This is a genomic window from Methylosinus sp. LW3 (assembly GCF_000527115.1).
Taxonomy (GTDB): Bacteria; Pseudomonadota; Alphaproteobacteria; order Rhizobiales; family Beijerinckiaceae; genus Methylosinus.
The window spans coordinates 1,281,466-1,298,590 of record NZ_AZUO01000001.1 but is presented as its reverse complement, the minus strand read 5'-3'; the positions used below and the strand labels follow the sequence as shown (position 1 = coordinate 1,298,590).

At 65.6% G+C, this 17,125-nt stretch carries 21 protein-coding genes; 13 read left to right on the top strand and 8 right to left on the bottom strand.

The genetic code is table 11. The annotated features are described in order from the left end of the window. Positions 1–3 precede the first annotated feature (3 nt). Together pqqE and METLW3_RS0106470 are read left to right on the top strand one after the other, a co-directional pair. Positions 4–1,470: a pyrroloquinoline quinone biosynthesis protein PqqE gene (pqqE, locus tag METLW3_RS0106475; protein WP_024879153.1), complete on the top strand. Its 1,467-nt coding sequence runs from the start codon at positions 4–6 to the stop codon at positions 1,468–1,470. A 106-nt stretch (positions 1,471–1,576) separates the two neighbouring features. Further along, positions 1,577–1,942, top strand: a complete 366-nt coding sequence (locus METLW3_RS0106470) for a hypothetical protein (protein ID WP_134188036.1) — start codon at positions 1,577–1,579, stop codon at positions 1,940–1,942. A 10-nt stretch (positions 1,943–1,952) separates the two neighbouring features. Here the strand turns inward: METLW3_RS0106470 and METLW3_RS0106465 are convergent, their stop codons facing one another. Beyond that, on the bottom strand, positions 1,953–2,198 hold the full coding sequence (locus METLW3_RS0106465; protein ID WP_024879151.1) for an acyl carrier protein: 246 nt from the start codon (positions 2,196–2,198) through the stop codon (positions 1,953–1,955). A gap of 371 nt (positions 2,199–2,569) precedes the next feature. Here METLW3_RS0106465 and METLW3_RS0106460 point away from each other — a divergent pair, with 371 nt between their 5' ends. The 6 genes from METLW3_RS0106460 (at position 2,570) to METLW3_RS0106435 (ending at position 5,879) form a co-directional block, all read left to right on the top strand. Then, on the top strand, positions 2,570–2,779 hold the full coding sequence (locus METLW3_RS0106460; protein ID WP_018264633.1) for a cold-shock protein: 210 nt from the start codon (positions 2,570–2,572) through the stop codon (positions 2,777–2,779). Between the two features lie 123 nt (positions 2,780–2,902). Further along, positions 2,903–3,625 carry a hypothetical protein gene (locus METLW3_RS0106455; protein ID WP_024879150.1) on the top strand — a complete coding sequence of 241 codons (723 nt, stop codon included), beginning with the start codon at positions 2,903–2,905 and terminating at the stop codon, positions 3,623–3,625. Between the two features lie 57 nt (positions 3,626–3,682). Further along, complete coding sequence (locus METLW3_RS0106450) at positions 3,683–4,291, top strand: malonic semialdehyde reductase (protein ID WP_024879149.1); 609 nt, start codon at positions 3,683–3,685, stop codon at positions 4,289–4,291. Between the two features lie 31 nt (positions 4,292–4,322). Continuing rightward, the gene (locus METLW3_RS0106445; RefSeq protein WP_024879148.1) at positions 4,323–4,724 is read left to right on the top strand and encodes a DoxX family protein; all 402 of its coding nucleotides are present in this window, start codon (positions 4,323–4,325) and stop codon (positions 4,722–4,724) included. A 285-nt stretch (positions 4,725–5,009) separates the two neighbouring features. Then, positions 5,010–5,351, top strand: a complete 342-nt coding sequence (locus METLW3_RS0106440) for a septal ring lytic transglycosylase RlpA family protein (protein ID WP_024879147.1) — start codon at positions 5,010–5,012, stop codon at positions 5,349–5,351. A gap of 252 nt (positions 5,352–5,603) precedes the next feature. Continuing rightward, positions 5,604–5,879, top strand: coding sequence for a DUF1153 domain-containing protein (locus METLW3_RS0106435; RefSeq protein WP_018264629.1), 276 nt, complete (start codon positions 5,604–5,606; stop codon positions 5,877–5,879). 205 nt (positions 5,880–6,084) lie between these two features. Here METLW3_RS0106435 and METLW3_RS0106430 read toward each other — a convergent pair whose 3' ends face one another. Then, a complete protein-coding gene (locus METLW3_RS0106430; RefSeq protein ID WP_024879146.1) occupies positions 6,085–7,062 on the bottom strand; it encodes a lysylphosphatidylglycerol synthase domain-containing protein in 978 nt (325 codons plus the stop codon). A gap of 171 nt (positions 7,063–7,233) precedes the next feature. Here METLW3_RS0106430 and METLW3_RS0106425 point away from each other — a divergent pair, with 171 nt between their 5' ends. Genes METLW3_RS0106425 through METLW3_RS0106415 form a run of 3 tightly spaced genes read left to right on the top strand, consistent with a single transcriptional unit; the run spans position 7,234 to position 9,535 of the window. Beyond that, positions 7,234–8,160, top strand: a complete 927-nt coding sequence (locus METLW3_RS0106425) for a TIGR04222 domain-containing membrane protein (protein WP_024879145.1) — start codon at positions 7,234–7,236, stop codon at positions 8,158–8,160. A gap of 5 nt (positions 8,161–8,165) precedes the next feature. Next, complete coding sequence (locus METLW3_RS0106420) at positions 8,166–8,990, top strand: DUF692 domain-containing protein (protein WP_024879144.1); 825 nt, start codon at positions 8,166–8,168, stop codon at positions 8,988–8,990. Further along, complete coding sequence (locus METLW3_RS0106415) at positions 8,981–9,535, top strand: hypothetical protein (protein WP_024879143.1); 555 nt, start codon at positions 8,981–8,983, stop codon at positions 9,533–9,535. The genes METLW3_RS0106420 and METLW3_RS0106415 overlap by 10 nt, the downstream gene beginning before the upstream one ends. 12 nt (positions 9,536–9,547) lie before the next feature. On the opposite strand, the gene METLW3_RS0106410 is transcribed toward METLW3_RS0106415, so the two are convergent. Then, a complete protein-coding gene (locus METLW3_RS0106410) occupies positions 9,548–9,922 on the bottom strand; it encodes a flagellar export protein FliJ (protein WP_024879142.1) in 375 nt (124 codons plus the stop codon). A 239-nt stretch (positions 9,923–10,161) separates the two neighbouring features. On the opposite strand from METLW3_RS0106410, the gene METLW3_RS0106405 reads away from it, so the two are divergent. Beyond that, positions 10,162–10,656, top strand: coding sequence for a cupin domain-containing protein (locus METLW3_RS0106405; protein ID WP_024879141.1), 495 nt, complete (start codon positions 10,162–10,164; stop codon positions 10,654–10,656). A gap of 12 nt (positions 10,657–10,668) precedes the next feature. Here METLW3_RS0106405 and ruvA read toward each other — a convergent pair whose 3' ends face one another. From ruvA to METLW3_RS0106380, 5 genes are all read right to left on the bottom strand, one after another. Next, the gene (gene ruvA / locus METLW3_RS0106400) at positions 10,669–11,283 is read right to left on the bottom strand and encodes a Holliday junction branch migration protein RuvA (RefSeq protein WP_024879140.1); all 615 of its coding nucleotides are present in this window, start codon (positions 11,281–11,283) and stop codon (positions 10,669–10,671) included. A 256-nt stretch (positions 11,284–11,539) separates the two neighbouring features. Then, positions 11,540–12,064, bottom strand: a complete 525-nt coding sequence (gene ruvC, locus METLW3_RS0106395) for a crossover junction endodeoxyribonuclease RuvC (RefSeq protein ID WP_024879139.1) — start codon at positions 12,062–12,064, stop codon at positions 11,540–11,542. Between the two features lie 760 nt (positions 12,065–12,824). Further along, positions 12,825–13,790: a hypothetical protein gene (locus METLW3_RS0106390; protein WP_064032911.1), complete on the bottom strand. Its 966-nt coding sequence runs from the start codon at positions 13,788–13,790 to the stop codon at positions 12,825–12,827. 263 nt (positions 13,791–14,053) lie between these two features. Next, positions 14,054–15,196 (bottom strand): L-lactate dehydrogenase, encoded by a 1,143-nt coding sequence (locus METLW3_RS0106385; protein WP_024879137.1) that lies wholly within the window; start codon positions 15,194–15,196, stop codon positions 14,054–14,056. A 28-nt stretch (positions 15,197–15,224) separates the two neighbouring features. Next, positions 15,225–15,494: a hypothetical protein gene (locus tag METLW3_RS0106380; RefSeq protein ID WP_024879136.1), complete on the bottom strand. Its 270-nt coding sequence runs from the start codon at positions 15,492–15,494 to the stop codon at positions 15,225–15,227. A gap of 170 nt (positions 15,495–15,664) precedes the next feature. On the opposite strand from METLW3_RS0106380, the gene METLW3_RS0106375 reads away from it, so the two are divergent. Beyond that, positions 15,665–17,125, top strand: coding sequence for a DUF1800 family protein (locus METLW3_RS0106375; protein ID WP_024879135.1), 1,461 nt, complete (start codon positions 15,665–15,667; stop codon positions 17,123–17,125).

Sequence of the window (17,125 nt, the reverse complement as noted above, 5' to 3'; positions counted from 1 at the left end):
AGAATGAGCGAAGCGCGTTTCATTGTGACGCCGGAGTCGAAGCCGGCCTTCACGCGCTATTCGCGCCTGCACGAGGATGTCGTGCGGCAGCGCAAGGTGATCCTCGCGCCCGAACGCGCCTATGAGCTCGACCCGATCGGCCTCGCCGTGCTCGGCCATGTGGATGGCGTCGCCAGCGTCGCCGAGATTTCGCAGCGTCTCGCGCAGACCTATTCGGCGCCCGTCGATGTGATCCAGACGGATGTGGTCAAGCTGCTGCAAGGCCTCGCCGACAAGCGCCTGCTGCGCGACGGGCCGGACGCATTTTCGCCCCCTCCCCTCTCGCAGACAGCGAAATCCTATGCGCCTTTCGAGCGCGGCCCGGCGGGCCTGCTCGCCGAGCTGACGCATCGCTGTCCGCTGCAATGCCCCTATTGCTCCAATCCGCTCGATCTCGAGCGCGCCAATACGGAGCTCACCTCCGGCGAATGGGGCGACGTGTTCCGACAGGCCGCCTCCATCGGCGCGCTGCAACTGCATCTCTCCGGCGGCGAGCCGACCATTCGCCGTGATCTCGAGGAGATTCTCGCCCACGCCGTCGACGCCGGCCTCTATACCAATCTCGTGACATCCGCCGTGCTTCTGACGCGCGAGCGTTTGGCGCATCTCGCCGAGATCGGCCTCGATCATGTGCAGGTCTCGGTGCAGGATGTGGTCCCGGAAAGCTCCGACCATATTTCCGGCTATGAGGGCGGCGTCGCCAAGAAGCGCGACGTCGCGCGCTGGGCGCGGGAATTGGGCCTCGGCCTCACCATCAATGCGCCGATCCATCGCCAGAACATCGACCATCTGCCGCAGATCATCGATTTCGCGGTCGAGGTCGGCGCGCAGCGGCTCGAGGTGGCGCATATTCAATATTACGCCTGGGCGGAAGTGAACCGCGCCGCGCTGATCCCGACGCGCGAGAAATTCCTCGCCACGGTCGGGATCGTGGAAGAGGCGAAGAAGCGCCTGCAAGGCGTGCTCAATTTCGATTTCGTGATCCACGACCATTACGCCTCGCGCCCCAAGGCCTGCACGGGCGGCTGGGGTCGCAGCATCATGGTGGTGACGCCCTCCGGCAAGGCCCTGCCCTGCCACGCCGCGCAGACCCTGCCGGGCCTTTCCTTCGACAATGCGCGCCAGCGCCCGCTCGGCGACATTTGGCGCAATGGCGCGGCCTTCGAGGCCTTCCGCGGCGAGGAGTGGATGCAGGAGCCCTGCCGCAGCTGCGACAAGCGGACGGTCGATTATGGCGGCTGCCGCTGCCAGGCGCTGGCCGTCACCGGCGACGCGGCGGCGACCGATCCGGCGTGCCATCGCTCGGCTCATCACGAGGAATTCGCCGCGCTCGGACAGAACGAGTCGCTGCTGCCGGCGCCGGCTTTCGTCTATCGCCGCCTCGGCGGGGCGGACCGCAAGGAGAAGGCGCTGGACGAGCAGCCGGCGTGAGCCGCCGGTCACTCCCTGCTAATCATGTCCCACGCTCGCGCTGGAGGGACGAGGACGGCGCTCCATTTGACCCTTTCGGCCGGTTTTGCGGCCAAGGGGGTCCAAAATGTCACGAGCAGATTTGGGCGCGCGTCAGATCGGCGCGCTTTTCGTCGCCTTCTCGGCGCTGGTCTTCTTCACGATAGTGGCGCTGATGGAGCGCGCCTGCGCCGCGCCGCCGCCGGCCTATCGCATTCCGCTCTTCGCCCAATGCGGGCTCGAGGGGCTGACGCCCGAGCCGGGGACGGAGAAGCTGGCCGCGCGCGTGACGCGCGAGGGACGCTCCGCCGCCTTCCAGAGCTGGGCGGCCTCGACGCGGCCGGTGACGCCGGCGCTGCTGGCCTTCGGCCCGCGGCAGGACGCCTTTCCGGCGGCGCTCTCGGCCGGGGCCGATCGCAAGGCGCGCTATTGTCCCTCGGGCGCGCGGCTGTGAGAGCTTCGGCTCAGGCCGCCTTGCGCTCCAGCGCATGCAGGCAGGAGACGATGGCGCCGATGGAGGCGAAATTGCGACGGCGCAGCATATGCTCCGGGAACTGGACGCCGAAAGCGTCCTCGAGCGCGAGCATGATCCTGACTGCCGCAAACGAGGTGAGGCCGAGCTCATAGAGGTCGGCGTTGGCCGCAATGTCGCGGGCCGGCACGGGCAGGCGTCCATTCTCGTCGATCGCTTGCCGAACGAGGTCGATCACTTTTACTCTCCGCTTCTCGCTGCGCGCGGGGGCCGCCCCCCGCCGTCGCAGATCACGATCATTCGGCGACAATTCGACGCGATGATCGTAAACCCAACGCTAAGATCGCGCCGTTTGGATGAATGTGGCGTGAACCGGACGGCCCCTCCAATTGTGTAGGTTAGGAAATCCTTTCTTTTTCGGGAATTACTTATGGCCTATAGCGTGATCCGCCATTGCCCGGCGCGGTTCGGCCCTCTATGTTCCCCTGCATCGATTTTCGGCCGGCGACTTGGGCGCGCTTCGGAGACGGAGCCGCTGACGACCTCTCCCTACATCGATCGACCCGGCCCCGCGCAGGCGGGCCTTCTCCTCTATGTCTGGAGAGACAAATGGCGACTGGAACGGTTAAGTGGTTCAACGCCCAGAAGGGCTATGGCTTCATTCAGCCGGATGGCGACGACAAGGACGTGTTCGTCCACATCAGCGCGGTGGAGCGCGCCGGCCTGCGCGATCTGCGCGAAGGCCAGAAGGTGAGCTTCGAGATCGCTCAGGACCGCCGCACCGGCAAGTCCTCCGCGGACCAGCTCAAGGCGCTCTGAGCCATTGATCTGAACCTTTGAACGAGAGGGTCGTCGCTCCGCGGCGACCCTTTTGCGTTTTGCAGGGCTCTTGTCTCGAGGCGTTCTTGTCTCGGGGCCGGCGCCTTTGCTACAGTCGCGCCCATGCGCCTCGCGCCTTCGTCCCGCATTCTCGCCGCCATGCTCGCGGCCGCGTTGCTCGCCGCTCCCGGGGCGCTCGCCGCCGGGGCGGAGCGTCCGCTCACCGAGCAGCAATATCTCGACATTCCCGGCATAGGCCGCGTGCCGATCCCACTGCCGCCGGGCGCGCGCGTGTTCTCGCCGCAGCGTCGGCCCACAGCCCCGGTCGAGCCAGAGCTCGCGCCCGAGCGGGCGCCGCAGACGGCGCGCGACTCGCTCGACGATCTCATCCGCCGCCTCTCCCTCGCCGAGAGCGAGGAGGAGGAGAGCGCCCTCGCCCAGGCGATCGGCCGGCTATGGGCGCGCTCCGCCTCCCCCACCGTCGATCTCTTGATGCGCCGCGCGCTGGTCGCGGTCGGCATTGGCGCGGATTCGCTGGCGCTCGATCTCTTCGACCGCATCGTCATTCTCGAGCCGGAATGGGCGGAGGCGCTGGTCGGCCGCGCCAATATCCGCATCGCGCTCGGCGATCTCGACGGGGCGGAGCGCGATCTCGAATCCGCCCTGCGGCTGGAGCCGCGCCGTTTCGATGCGCTCGGCGCATTGGGCGCGCTGCGTGAGCGGGCCGGCGCCGCGGCGCGCGCGCTCGAGGCCTATCGCCGCGCCCGCGCGCTCGATCCGCGCCGCGAGGAATGGCGCAAGGCGGAGGAGCGGCTGCGATTGGAAGTCGAGGGCCGCGACATCTGAGCGGCGCGCGCGTTCCCCCTGCCGAGCCGTGACGCGAGCGAGCCGAGGAGCGATGATATGGCGCAAAACGAGATTTCGCAGGAAGCTTTGAGCGCGGAGGCGCTCGCGCAGCTCTTCACCGAGGCGCGCACCCACAACGGCTGGGCGGATCGCGAGGTTCCCGACGCCCTGCTCCAGCAGGCGCTACGGCTCGCGCTCTTTGGGCCGACCAGCGCCAATTGCCTGCCGGCGCGCTTCCTCTTCATACGTTCGGCGGAGGCCAAGGCGCGGCTGGCGCCGGCGCTGTCCCCCGGCAATCTCGAAAAGACCCTCGCCGCTCCGGCGACGGCGATCGTCGCCCATGACACGCAATTCTACGAGCATCTGCCGCGCCTCTATCCCGCGACAGACGCGCGCGCCTGGTTCGTCGGCAACGCCCCGCTCATCGAGACGACCGCTTTTCGCAACGGCACGCTGCAGGGCGCCTATTTCCTGCTGGCGCTGCGCGCCGTCGGGCTCGACGCCGGGCCGATGAGCGGCTTCGACAATGCGAAGGTGGATGCCGAATTCTTCCCTGGCGGGACGGTGAAATCCAATTTCCTCATCAACATCGGCTATGGCGATCCGGCGAAACTCTATCCGCGGGGTCCGCGTTTCGCCTTCGAGGAGGTCGCCTCGATCCTGTGAGGCGCGATCCTCGACAAATGAGGAAACGCCCATGGTTTCGCTGGTTTCGCCGGGCCGAGCGCAAGCGCTGCTCGGTCTCGCGCGCATTTTCGTCGCTCTGCTGTTCCTTCAGCATGGAACAGCCAAGCTCCTCGGCTTTCCGCATGTGGCCATGTTCGATGGGCTGAAGCTCGTCTCTCTGCTCGGCCTCGCCGGCGCGATCGAAATTCTCGGCGGCCTGCTGCTTCTGCTCGGCCTCTTCACCCGGCCGACGGCGATCGTGCTCGCGGCGGAAATGGTCGTCGCTTATGTCGTCGGCCACGCCGCCCGCGGCGCTCTGCCGATCCACAATGGCGGCGAGCTGGCGCTCGTCTATGGCGTCGTCTTTGCGCTTTTCGCACTCGCCGGCCCCGGCCGCTTCGCCCTGGATCGATCCGTTCATGAGGTGGCTTGACAGCTAGGCGACAGATTCTCGCAACCTGTGTCATTTCAGTCACAGAAAAGTAATTCTGTGACAAATATATTGCAAAATACATAAACGTTTATTTGAGACTTTAGTATAGATTACATCGAAATATTGATGCGGCATACTTGGCGCCCTGGCGCGGAACTAGGCAAAATCCGGCGCTGGCGCTCTCGCCACTATTTGATCACAACTCACCCTTACCGCGGGTCTACTCGACAGTCTCGACCGAGCTCGGTCGGCTGTCGGGAGAGAAACGGCAAGGGGGATAGCGCATTGAAACAATGGATCATCGGAGCGGCGATTTTTGCAGGTTCGACAGCGACGGCGGCGGGCCAATCCTGGGTGGGGAAGGCCTCCTACTACGGCTATCATGGCCGGACGGCGAGCGGGGGCCATGTGGGGGCGCTGACGGCGGCCCATCGCAGCCTTCCCTTCGGCTCGCGAGCGCGCGTGACCAATCTCGGCAATGGCCGTTCTGTGGTCGTCACGATCAATGATCGCGGTCCCTTCGTGCATGGGCGGGTGATCGACGTCTCCACCCATGCGGCGGAGAGCCTCGGTTTCCGTTCGGCGGGCGTCGCCCGTGTGAAGGTGGAGCGGGTCGCGGGCGAGTAGCTTCGGCCCCACGCAGAGACGCCGTCGTTCCCGGCGGGAAATCCCGAGCTATAGACGCGCTATCGCTCGGGATTTCCGATCGCTCGCCGCGCGATCGTCTGGAGCGACGCCGTCCCTCTCGCCGACCGTGAGCTATGGTAAACGGCGATTTCTCAATTGGCCGCAAACACAGGAGTTTGGCTTAGGCAAATGTTAAATCGCCTCGCCTATAGAAGGAGGGTCGAGTGATCGTGAGAGTATGCGAGTAACAAAATGACCGAGACGCATCGTCCGCGTGTCAAATATGTCATCGGTCCCGATGGCAGCCCATTGACCGTCGCGGATCTGCCGCCGCCCACGACCAAGCGTTGGGTGATACGCCGCAAGGCCGAAGTGGTCGCGGCGGTGCGCGGCGGGCTCCTCTCCCTCGAGGAGGCTTGCACCCGCTACACGCTGACGGTGGACGAGTTTCTGAGCTGGCAGATGTCGATCGACCAGCATGGTCTCGCCGGATTGCGGACGACCCGCCTTCAGCAATATCGCATGTGATTTCGGCGCCCGATCGCGGCGCCTCTTTAAAAACGCAGAGCCGGCGCGCCTTCGAGGCGGCCGGCTCTTCGTCGTTTCAGGGCCTTTTTCGCCCGCTCGAGTCTTTCCGGGTTTCATTGAAACACGGAAAGACTCTCGGCCTTTGTTTTGACCGCGTTTCCAACGCCGAACCGGTGTCCACTTCGGCTGGAAACGCTCTCGGCCGTCAGCTCTCGCTATCGGCGCGGCCGCGCAATGTCTCGGCGAGACGTCCGCGCTCGAACACCAGCACGACGACGAGCGCGAACAGCAGCGGGACGATGAGATAGAGCAGGCGGAACACCAGGAGCGCTGTCAGCACCTTGAGCCGCGGCACATCCGGCATGGCCTTGATGAAGATGAGCTCGAACACGCCGAGCCCGCCGGGCGCGTGGGAAACCAGCGCCGCCGAGAAGGACAGGAGGAAAGTGCCGAGGACGACGATATAGGGCGTGCCGCTGCCCTCCGGCAGAGCGAAATAAATGATGCCGGCGGCGCCGATCAGCTCCAGAGGCGCGGCGAACATCTGCCGGATCATCACCTCGGGCCTCGGATACATCACATGGATCTTGCCCAGATCGATCGGCTTGAAGTGCATCAGCGAGCCGATGACATAGAGCGCCACGGCGCCGAGGCAGGAGAGGCCGATGATCAGCGCCGTATGCTCATTGGTGAGCATCTCCGGCAGCATGCCGGAGAGGCGGCCGAGCAGGCTCGGCTGATAGGTGAGCAATATGCCTGTGAGCAGCACTGTGCCCAGGCCGAAAGTATAGGAGCACAGCACCACCAGCACCGCCACCTGACCGGCCGTCAGGCCCTTGGTGGAATAGGCCCGGTAGCGCACCACGGCGCCGGAGAACACCGACGCGCCGATATTATGCGAGAGCGCATAAGTGGTGAATGAGCACAGCGAGATGAACACCATGGAGATGTGCTTCACGCCGAGGTGCAGCAGCGCGATCCGATCGTACCAAGCGAGCGCCACATAGGCGAGCAGAGAGCAGAAGCCGGCCGCGATCCAATGGGAGACGGAAATGGCCCGAAGATCGGCCCAGACCTCCTCGCCGACCGACTCCCCGCGAAATTCGCCATAGAGAAGATAGAAAGAGGCGATGACCGCCGCCAGCCCGACGAGGGGCCAGACATATTCCAAAATTTTTTTCATGGGGCGCTGCGGGTTCGGCGCTCCCGGTGCGGAGCGCGCGCTCTCACTGGCATGGCCACGCCGCGACCGCAAGCCTGAATGCCGGCTGTGGCGGTCGGCTGTAGCTTGTCCGCCGCGCAGGGGCTGCTAATCTCGCGCGGTTATTTCAGTGAGCGAGTGGCGGGGACGATTATGGCCGGTTTTTCGATCCTCGGTCTCCCGGGGCCGGAGTTTTTGGCCCTCTATGCGGGCGTGGCGGGGGTAACGCTCGGCCTTTCCTTTCTCTTCATCCGCGCGGCCGATCCGACGCGCGACATGGCCCGGCTGAAAGTGCCGAGCGAGCCCGACGCCATCGCGCTCGCCTATCTCTCGGGCGGCGTCAATAATGTCATCCGCACGCTTTTGTTCGATCTGCGCCAGCAAGGCTATGTGGGCATAACCGACGGGCGGCTGGAGCGGGCCGCCGGCGCCCAGTCCGGCCGCGTGCTGGACGCGCGTTCGGCGCGCGTGCTGATGGCGCTTTCGGCGCGGCCGACGCCAGGCGAGCTCTTCGCCGATCCAGCGCTGGCGGCCGATATAGAACGACTCTGCGCGCCAGAGCGGCGGCGCCTCGTCGAGAATGACCTGCTCGCGCCGCTCGGCGTCGGCCAGACCGCCGGCACGGCCTTTATCCTCGGCTCGATCGTCCTCCTCGGCCTTGCGGCCAGCAAGCTGGCGGCGGCGCTCCTCGCCGGCCATCACAATGTGATCTTCCTCATCGGCATGGCGGCGGCCGCCGAAATCTTCCTCTGGATGCTGACCTCCAAGGCCCGCAAGCGCATCGCCAGCGCGCGCGGGACAGCCTATCTCGCGGCGATCAAGCGCGCCTATGGGCGCAGCCTCTCCGAAAAGCTCGGCCAGGCGAAATCGCGGCCCGCCGGGGCTGCGGCTTTCGACGCCGGCTCGCTCTTCCTCGTCTCGGTCTTCGGCTATGAGGCGCTGAAGGGCGCCCTAGAGCCGGAATTCATGAGCCTATTCAGGAAGTCGGCGAGCGATTCCTCCGGCTCCTGCGGCTCGTCCTGCAGCGGCGGCGGAGACGGCGGCGGTGGTTGCGGCGGCTGCGGCGGCGGCGGCGACTGAACCGCATGGCGACGCCCGCAGAGCTGCGCGCCGGCCTCGGCTATCGGCCGCAGTTCTGCGCCGATCTCTTCGCCAATCGCGAAAAGATCGAGATCGTCGAGGTCATCGCCGACCATTATCTCGACGCCTCGCGGGAAAAGCGCGCCGAGCTCGATCTCCTCGCCGATCATTTCCCCATCGTGCCGCATGGACTCGATCTCTCGCTCGGCTCGGCGGAGGGCGTCGATCCCGTTTATCTGAAGAAATTGGCGGCGCTCGTCGCGCGGCTCGACCCGCCCTGGTGGAGCGAGCATCTCGCCTTCACCAGGGCGGGCGGAATCTCCATCGGCCATCTCGCCGCCCTGCCCTACACGCAGGAGGCGGCGGAGGCGGTGGCGCGCAATGTCGAGACCGTGCGCCGGGCGATACCCACTCCGCTGATCCTCGAAAATCCGACCGTCATCGCGCTCGTCCCCGGCTGTGAGATGGACGAGGCGGGTTTCCTCACCCGCGTGCTGGAGCTGACCGGCTGCGGCTGGCTCTGCGACGTCACCAATCTCTACACCAACGCCGTCAATCAGGGCGTCGATCTCGAGGCCGAGCTCGACCGCTGGCCCTTCGAGCGCGTGGTCCAATTCCACATCGCCGGCGGGCGGCGGCTGCGCGGCCTGCTGATGGACAGCCATGACGCCCCGGCGCCGCCGGAAATCTGGAGCCTGCTCGAGAAAATCCTGCCCCGCGCGCCGAATGCGCGGGCGATGGTGCTGGAGCGGGACGAAAATCTGCCGCCCTTCGGCGACCTGGTCGAGGAGGTCGCGCATGCGCGCGCGATCGGCCGCCTATGCCGCTGAAGGAGACGCAGGCGCTGCTGGCGCTTCTCTATACGGACGAGACGTTCCGCGAGGCCTTCTTCCGCGCGCCGCTCGAGCGCGCGCGGCAATTCGGGCTCGGCGAGGCGGAGGCCGAGAGCTTCGCCCGCATCGATCCCGCCGCCGTCGCGCGTTTCGCCGATTGTCTGAAGGGAAAGCGGACGCTCGACGCGCGCAAGACGCTGCCGCTGACCCATACAGCGCTGGGCGCGCGTTTCGATCGCGAGCTTTTCGCCGCCATCTCCGGCCCGCCGCGGCCGGGGCGCCATCGCGCCGATGCGGCCGCGCTCGCAGCGCGCCTCGCGCGCGCCGAGCCCCAATGGATCGGCGATCTCGCGCGCTTCGAGCTGGCCTTTGTCGAGGCGGGCGCGCGCCACAATTGTTTTGCGCTGCGGTTCTTCCGCTATCCGGTCGCCGAGATCGCGGAGCAGCTCGCCTACGGCGCTGCGCCGGGCGCGACGAGGCGTCCCAGCGTCGGCGTCTGGCTGCGGCTTTTCGGCTCGCGCCTCTTCTATTTTCTGGCCTGAGCCAGAAAGACCTCAGACGCGTCGTTCGGCGACGAGATCGATGACGCGATCGCCGCCACGGTCGCGGGCTTCCTGGCCCTGCGCCTTGCCCAGCTCCTCGGCCGCGTCCTTCATATGCGTCTCCGCCTCGACCAGCTGGTCCTTGAGATCGGCGACAGAGCGCAGGAGATTGTCGCGACGGGTGCGCGCGGCCTGAGCATAGGTCGGATAGGCGAAGTGATTGGGATCGGTGATATTGGCCCGCTGCTCCTCATGAGCGATCTCGCGATCGAGATCGCCCGTCATGCGGGTGAATTCGGCGATCATCGTCTGAAGCTGCGCCACGCGGCGCCGGCACTCTTCGGCGTGAAAACGTTTCAGCCGAACCAAGGCATCTCGCGACTTCATGACACTACTCTCCGGCACAAGTTACTTACGACACATGCGAACACAATCGCTTTTTCGCGAGACGAGCGGAAATATGGCGCAAGGAGGTTGCTCGAGTGTTACTGCTCGACGTTTCTCGCGCCGAAACAAAAAAGCGCCGCAATTTCAATCATCCCACTCGGCCAGTCGGAGCCGCGCCCTATATCAGCGGCCGCGGGCGCCGCCCGTCCTGAGGTTTCTGACCTGGAGAGGAGGCGGAGATGAGACGAGCCTTTGCAGTCATTGCGGCGGCCGGGGTCGCCGCGCTCCTTTCGGCGGCGCCGTCGGGCGCCGATCATGTGGGGACGCATAAGGTCCTCTTGCCGGGCGACATTCCCTTCACGGCCGGGCCGCCGTCGCTGCCGGCCGGGGCGGAGGCCGCCGTCCTCTATGGCGATCCCGCCAAGGAGGGCATGTTCGTGATGCGGCTGAAGGCGCCCAAGGGCTACCGCATTCCGCCGCATACGCATCCCAAGGCGGAGGTCGTCACGATCGTTTCCGGGCGGATGCGGCTCGGCCTCGGTCAGGCGGCGGATCGGGCGAGCGTCGAGGAGCTGCCTGCGGGCGCCTTCTCCGTCATGCCGGCGGGCGTGGCGCATTACGCTTTCTTCGACGCGGAGACAGTGCTCCAGATCGACGCCATGGGGCCTTGGAGCATAGATTACGTCAATCCCAAGGACGATCCGCGCAATCAGATCGCGCCGGCGCAGCGGTGAGAGGCGCGGCCGTCAGCTCGCCAGCTCCTTCAGCCCGCGGCGGATGAGCGCGCCCGTATCGGCCCCCTCGCCCATCGCCTCGAGGCTCTTGGCGACGGCCGCCGCCGCCTGCGGGCGCCCATAGCCGAGATTGACCAGCGCGGAAATGGCGTCCTGCGCCGCCTGGGGCGCCGCCGCCGGCTCCTCGCCGGAAAGCCGCGCCACCACCGGATCGATTCCGGCGAAGGCCGGGGCCTTGTCCTTCAGCTCCGCAACGATGCGCGCCGCCAGCTTGGGGCCGACGCCGGAGGCGCGCGCCACCATCGCTTTGTCCTGGCCCGCAATGGCGGAGGCCAGCTCGCCCGGCGAGAGAATGGACAAAATGGCGAGCGCCACTTTCGAGCCCACCCCCTGCACGCTCTGCAGCAGGCGGAACCAATCGCGCTCGGCCTCCGACGAGAAGCCGAACAGACGTATGGCGTCCTCGCGCACCTGCGTCTCTATGGAGAGCGCCGCCGCCTCCCCGACCGGCGCGAGCTTTTGCAGCGTGCGCGTCGAGCAGCTCACCACATAGCCGACGCCATGCACGTCGATAATGACGAAATCCTCGCCATAGGAATCGACGATTCCCTTGAGCTTGCCGATCATCTCGCCCCCGCGATGAAGGCCGATCCGATGCGCCCACCGGATGATGGGACGAAGCTTCCCTCATCCTGAGGAGCGGCCGCAGGCCGCGTCTCGAAGGACGAGGGAAGCGTCACGCGGCGCCCAATGGAGCTCGCCCTCGTGCTTCGAGACGGTCGCTTCGCGACCTCCTCAGCATGAGGGCGAGGATGATTGTCCATGGCCGAGCCGCGCCCGGACCGCGAGCCTTCAGGCTCGCACATCGCCCCGCGCGAGACGCTCATCGCGCCCCCGCGGCGAGCTTGCGCGCGGCGATGCGGCCGGCGCGATGATGGGCGTGGCAGATGGCGACAGCCAGCGCATCGGCGGCGTCGGGGCTGTCGGCCCGGCTCAACGGCAGCAGCACGCGCACCATCATGCCGATCTGCGCCTTATCGGCGTGGCCATTGCCGACCACGGTCTTTTTGACGACATTGGCGGCATATTCCTCCACCTCGAGCCCGGCGAGCGCCGGCGCCGCCAGCGCGACGCCCCGCGCCTGTCCGAGCTTCAACGCCGATTGCGGATCGCGATTGACGAAAGTCTCCTCGATCGCCGCCTCATGCGGCGCATAATCCTCGATGATGCGCGCAAGGCCGCGCTGCAATTGCGCGAGCCGCTCGCCCATGGAGGCGTCGCCGTCCGAATGCAGCGAGCCGCAAGCGACAAAGGAGAGCCGCGAGCCGCGCGACGCCTCGACGACCCCCCAGCCCGTGTTGCGAAGGCCCGGATCTATGCCGAGGATGCGAATCGTCTCGTCCGTCATGGCGGGAGGTTAGGGGGAAAGGGCGGCGAGGGGTAGCGGCGTCTCTCGCGCCGGGCGGCGCGCCCACCTCCCCCTCGAGGGGGGAGGTCGATCGCCGAAGGCGAGCGGGAGGGGGTGATCCCCGAGTCTCGGGCATTGACCCCACCCCGGACCGCTCCGCGGTCCGACCCTCCCCCTAAAGGGGAGGGTGGAGGGCGAAGCTTTTTGGATGCGGCGCGCCGCGAGCGACGAAAGCGCGCGGCTTCGCGCCCGCCGCCGGAATTCGGCGCGGGAGGATGGGAGGTCCGGGACGCGGCGGCTCCGTTTGGCCGTCGCGTAAAAGGAATTGCGCATCGAAGCCGGAAGCATCCCGGACCACGGCCGCCTTTTCTGTTCGCCGCCTGCGGGCTCAGGGTTGTTTTCCCCTTTCGGGTAGTCTATCCCCGCGCGAGCCTCGGAAATTCGGCCGACTTTCGCATGTGTTCCCACATGCCTCCGCACGAAGGAGAAGCCGTGCCGGCGGCGTGGCGTCGCTCGAGACGAGAGAGGGTCTGCCCCCGCCCTTGCGAACCGCGCCCCCGTCGACGCCGCCTACCCTTCAAGGCGACGCCCCACCGGTGGAGGCAGACAGAGAATAGGAATTTAGTCCGCATGTGTCAAGGGGCGGCCTCACGCCGAGGCGACCCATCGAGGGGCTGTCGAATGTGGACAACATCGCGAGACGCCGCGGCCGTCGCAGGCGGTCGGACGAATGCCGAAAGGGACACGCTTACCCTCCCCTTCAGGGGGCAGCCAAAGATCGGGCCGCGACCTCGGAGCGCATTTCTGCCCTAATAATGCAGCTTGTGAATTCCATTAAATTCATGGGAGCGCCGACCGGGGTTGGCAACGCGCAGCCCTCGATCCCCTGCGGGTCCAGCTGGGGAATCGCGCTACCGGTATATGGCTGTGCCGCGTGCGGCACGCCCCGGTGCAGATAACTAGACCGCCGTTTGTAGTGGCGGTCAAAAATCCATTTTGCTCCCGCGCCGAGGTGACGAACTCCCAGGTCTGCAACACGTCTCGAAATCTTATAGATTGGCTGCCCGCAACTTGCACAATTTTTCGGCGGCTCGTCGATTAAGCTCACCACTTCGAGAGCGGAGATCAGAAGGGCTGCAGCGGTATCGTTATGCAGGTGCGGAGCGGATAGCAGCATTATCCGCGCCTCATGAAACAGCTGCGCGGCGCGCGCTAGCCTTTCCCCCTGCCCAATTGAGCCCGCTACAATGCTATTTCCATAACTCAGTTGGTCGGTAGATAGACAAAGTTTTCCACTCATGATGGGGTGGTCTTCCAACCAATCTATTTGATCAAAAAAAATATTACGACACAGATCATCGACATGCGGCACACCACTCTCGATGCCGGTCTGGTAAAATGCACAATTTGTCCAGACTGAGAGGGAATCCATTAGAATTTTACTTCTCAACGCGAACACATACTCACAATCCACCTGATCGAACGCATCAAGCACCAAACGAATCTCTACGAACTTTTTACCGATAGGCACGATCGACCAATTATTTGATCCAAATGACCCGAATTCGATAGGAGGAAATACAGAAAATTTTGCTTTCATGCTGAATTGTGAAAGCATTCTCATCGAGTTCTCGGCTTCCCTTGTACACTCTGTTAACAATTTGTCCAAGTCTGGATAGAAACGATAAAGCTCCATGTCGGGATCAAATAAAATGGATTCCAGCACTCCACGCTGTCGATAACGCACAGAGACCTCTAACCTTGGTGAATGAGAACCTAAAGTCGCCCATCCAAACCGAATAAGCTGTCGATTTCCCTCCCGATGAGGCATATAAAGCCAACCCATTCCTCCGAACCGACCGCGCATACGCGCCCATAACGCTCGAAGTAACAGATTGGTTTCGTCGAGAGAGTTTAGGTTAATTCCGCTGACTTCGATCATAAGGGCCATTAGTTCGCTATCGGCACGGGCGGACTTTCATTCTAGACTCATACGCGCAAATTGACATCGCCGTGCAAACTCACACCCCTCACCTCCCCCACCCCACACAACATCATCCCCACCCGCAGCTCCGCCGCGAAAATATCCAGCATGTTCTCCACGCCCGCCTGCCCCGCCGCGGCCAGCGCATAGGCGTAGGCGCGGCCTAAAGCCACGCCCTTCGCGCCCAGCGCCAGCAGGCGCAGGACGTCGAGACCGGAGCGGGCGCCGGAATCGGCGAGGAGCAGAAGATCGTCGCCCACCGCATCGGCGATGCGCGGCAGCATGCGGGCGACGGAGGGCGCGCCGTCGAGCTGGCGGCCGCCGTGATTGGAGACGATGATCGCCTCCACGCCGCAGCGCATAGCGTCGCGCGCGTCGGCCTCGTCCAGCACGCCTTTCAGAATGATGCGGCCCGGCCAGCGCGCGCGCACCCAATCCAGCGTGGACCAATCGAGCGTGGGATCGACATTGGCGGCGATGTCGCGCAGATAATTCTTCTGCTTCATCGCGCCGCCGAGATAGGCCGCGACATTGCCGAGATCATGCGGCCGACCCATGAGGCCGACATCATAGGCCCAGGCGGGCCTCACCAGCGCCTGCGACAGGCGCCGCTGCGGCGCGAATGGCCCGGCCATGCCGGAATGCGCGTCGCGATAGCGCAGCCCCAGCGCCGGCAGATCGACGGTGAAGACGAGATGCTCTATCCCCGCGGCGCGGGCGCGGGCGAGCATATTCTCCATGAAGCCGCGATCTTTCAGCATATAGAGCTGCAGCCAGATCGGCCGCGCGCTCGCCGCGACCACCTCCTCCAGCGGACAGACGGAAAGAGTGGAGAGAATGAAGGGAACGCCCTTTTTCTCCGCCGCCCGCGCGCCCTGAACCTCGCCCCGCCGCGCGAACATGCCGGACATGCCGATGGGCGCGATCAGCACCGGCAAATCCGCCGCGACGCCGAGCCACTGCGTGGAAAGATCGACGCCGGCGACGCCCTGCATCACGCGCTGGCGCAGCGTCACGCTCTGAAGGTCGGCCATATTGGCGGCGAGCGTGCGCTCGGCGCCGGCGCCGCCGTCTATATAGTCGAACAAAAAGCGCGGCAGGCGCCGCCTTGCGGCCTCGCGATAATCGGCGGCCGAGGAAATAATCATCGCGGGTCCTTCGAGGATTGCGCGGCGCTCATGCGAATTTGCCGATCGCCTTGGCGGAGGCGATTCCGCGGAAAGTGTGGAAATTGGGGCTCGCTCGGGTTTCGCGGCAATAGCGGTCGAAATCCTCGGCGCTGACGTCGATCATGACGACATCCCAGCCGCTCGCGCGCCAATTGGCGATTTCCTTCGCTTGGAGGCGAAGCCATTTGTCGTGAGTGTCGGCCGGATAATTATCGACGCTGTGACGCAAAAGCTCGTGATCGGCCGCAGTGACGCGCGGGAGATAGGTCGTCGGCACGCTCGGCTTCTCCTCCTCGAGAATCGCGCGCCGACTCTTACACCGTAAGAGATGGCGACGCCGCCTCCCGAAAATTATAGGTCGCTCCGCTCGCGGTTCATCCCCTGGTCATCTGCGCGGGGGCATAGAGCGAGCGCCGCTATTTTGCGGCTCACGATCGAGGGGGGAACATGGCCATCGGTCCAGATCCTCGCGGCGCGCTGATCGCTCTCTGCAGATTCGGCCTCGGAGCCAAGCCCGGCGATCTCGCCGCGGCGGCCGCCGATCCGCGCGGTTTTCTCTTGGAAGAGCTGCGCCGGCCCAATGTCGGCCGGCTGGAAAATGCTTCGCTCGCCCCGTCCAATGTCGCCCTGCAGGCGCTGTTCGCCGATCAGCAGGAAAAGCGCATGGAGCGCGAGCGCGCCATGGCCACGGAGGCGACGCGCGTCTCCATGGCCGGTCCCGGAGCGGCGATGGCCGCGCCCGGCCCCGCCGCGCCGCCGCAAGGCGCCGACGGCAAGCCCAAGCCGCAAGAGCCGCCTGTCGAGCAGAAATTGTTTCGCGCCGAGGCGATGGCGCGTTTCGAGAAACAGGCGAGCGCGCCGGCCGGCTTCGTCGAGCGTCTCGTCGCTTTCTGGTCCAATCATTTCGCCGTTTCGGTCGCCAAGGGACAAATCCTCCGCGTCGCCGCCGGCCCCTTCGAGCGCGAGGCGATCCGGCCGTATGCGCTCGGCCGCTTCGCCGATCTGCTGGCGGCGGTCGAGAGCCATCCGGCCATGCTCTACTATCTCGACAATCAGCGCTCCATCGGGCCGGGCTCGGCGGCGGGGCGCTTCGCCGGCAAGGGCCTCAATGAAAATCTCGCGCGCGAGATCCTCGAGCTGCATACGCTCGGCGTCGGCGGCGGCTATTCGCAGGCCGATGTGACAGCGCTGGCGCGCATCATCACCGGTTGGAGCTTCGCGGAAGCCGAGAGCGAGATCGGCGAGCCGGGCGGCTTCGTGTTCAAGGCCAATTGGCACGAGCCGGGCGCGCCCGCTCTGCTCGGCAAGGACTATCCGCAAACGGGACGCGAGCAAGGCGCGGCGGCGCTCGCCGACATCGCCCGCCATCCGGCGACGGCGACGCATATAGCGACCAAGCTCGCGCGGCATTTCATCGCCGACGCGCCGCCGAAGCCGATCGTCGAAACGCTGGCGAAAACCTTCCGCGACACGGAGGGCGATCTCTCGGCCGTGGCGGAGGCGCTGATCGCGAGCGATCTCGCCTGGAGCGAGCCTCTCGCGAAAATCCGCACGCCGGACGAATATCTCATGGCGGTGGCGCGGGCGACGGGCGTCCTGCCCAATGATCCGGGCCAATATCTCAACATGCTGAACGCCATGGGCATGCCCTTGTGGCAGCCGCCCGGCCCCAATGGCTATCCCGACAGTCTCGACGCTTGGGCCTCGCCCGAGGCGATGAAGCTGCGCCTCGACGTCGCCTGGCAGATGGCGCAGAGGCTGAAGGACATCGGCCATCCGCTGAGCGTGCTCGACACCGCCGCCGGCCTCGCCGCCTCCCGCGAGACGCGGGAAGCGGCGTCGCGCGCGGAATCGCGCCCGCAGGCGCTCGCAATTCTCTTCATGTCCCCCGAATTTCAACGGAGGTGA

Coding starts and splice junctions, on each gene's coding strand:
- METLW3_RS0106445 (WP_024879148.1), top strand. CDS start 4,323: ATGGTTTCGCTGGTTTCGCCGGGCCGAGCGCAAGCGCTGCTCGGTCTC.
- METLW3_RS0106450 (WP_024879149.1), top strand. CDS start 3,683: ATGGCGCAAAACGAGATTTCGCAGGAAGCTTTGAGCGCGGAGGCGCTC.
- METLW3_RS0106470 (WP_134188036.1), top strand. CDS start 1,577: ATGTCACGAGCAGATTTGGGCGCGCGTCAGATCGGCGCGCTTTTCGTC.
- METLW3_RS0106410 (WP_024879142.1), bottom strand. CDS start 9,922: ATGAAGTCGCGAGATGCCTTGGTTCGGCTGAAACGTTTTCACGCCGAA.
- METLW3_RS0106405 (WP_024879141.1), top strand. CDS start 10,162: ATGAGACGAGCCTTTGCAGTCATTGCGGCGGCCGGGGTCGCCGCGCTC.
- pqqE (WP_024879153.1), top strand. CDS start 4: ATGAGCGAAGCGCGTTTCATTGTGACGCCGGAGTCGAAGCCGGCCTTC.
- METLW3_RS0106435 (WP_018264629.1), top strand. CDS start 5,604: ATGACCGAGACGCATCGTCCGCGTGTCAAATATGTCATCGGTCCCGAT.
- METLW3_RS0106415 (WP_024879143.1), top strand. CDS start 8,981: ATGCCGCTGAAGGAGACGCAGGCGCTGCTGGCGCTTCTCTATACGGAC.
- METLW3_RS0106460 (WP_018264633.1), top strand. CDS start 2,570: ATGGCGACTGGAACGGTTAAGTGGTTCAACGCCCAGAAGGGCTATGGC.
- ruvA (WP_024879140.1), bottom strand. CDS start 11,283: ATGATCGGCAAGCTCAAGGGAATCGTCGATTCCTATGGCGAGGATTTC.
- METLW3_RS0106385 (WP_024879137.1), bottom strand. CDS start 15,196: ATGATTATTTCCTCGGCCGCCGATTATCGCGAGGCCGCAAGGCGGCGC.
- METLW3_RS0106425 (WP_024879145.1), top strand. CDS start 7,234: ATGGCCGGTTTTTCGATCCTCGGTCTCCCGGGGCCGGAGTTTTTGGCC.
- METLW3_RS0106420 (WP_024879144.1), top strand. CDS start 8,166: ATGGCGACGCCCGCAGAGCTGCGCGCCGGCCTCGGCTATCGGCCGCAG.
- METLW3_RS0106455 (WP_024879150.1), top strand. CDS start 2,903: ATGCGCCTCGCGCCTTCGTCCCGCATTCTCGCCGCCATGCTCGCGGCC.
- METLW3_RS0106430 (WP_024879146.1), bottom strand. CDS start 7,062: ATGAAAAAAATTTTGGAATATGTCTGGCCCCTCGTCGGGCTGGCGGCG.
- METLW3_RS0106375 (WP_024879135.1), top strand. CDS start 15,665: ATGGCCATCGGTCCAGATCCTCGCGGCGCGCTGATCGCTCTCTGCAGA.
- ruvC (WP_024879139.1), bottom strand. CDS start 12,064: ATGACGGACGAGACGATTCGCATCCTCGGCATAGATCCGGGCCTTCGC.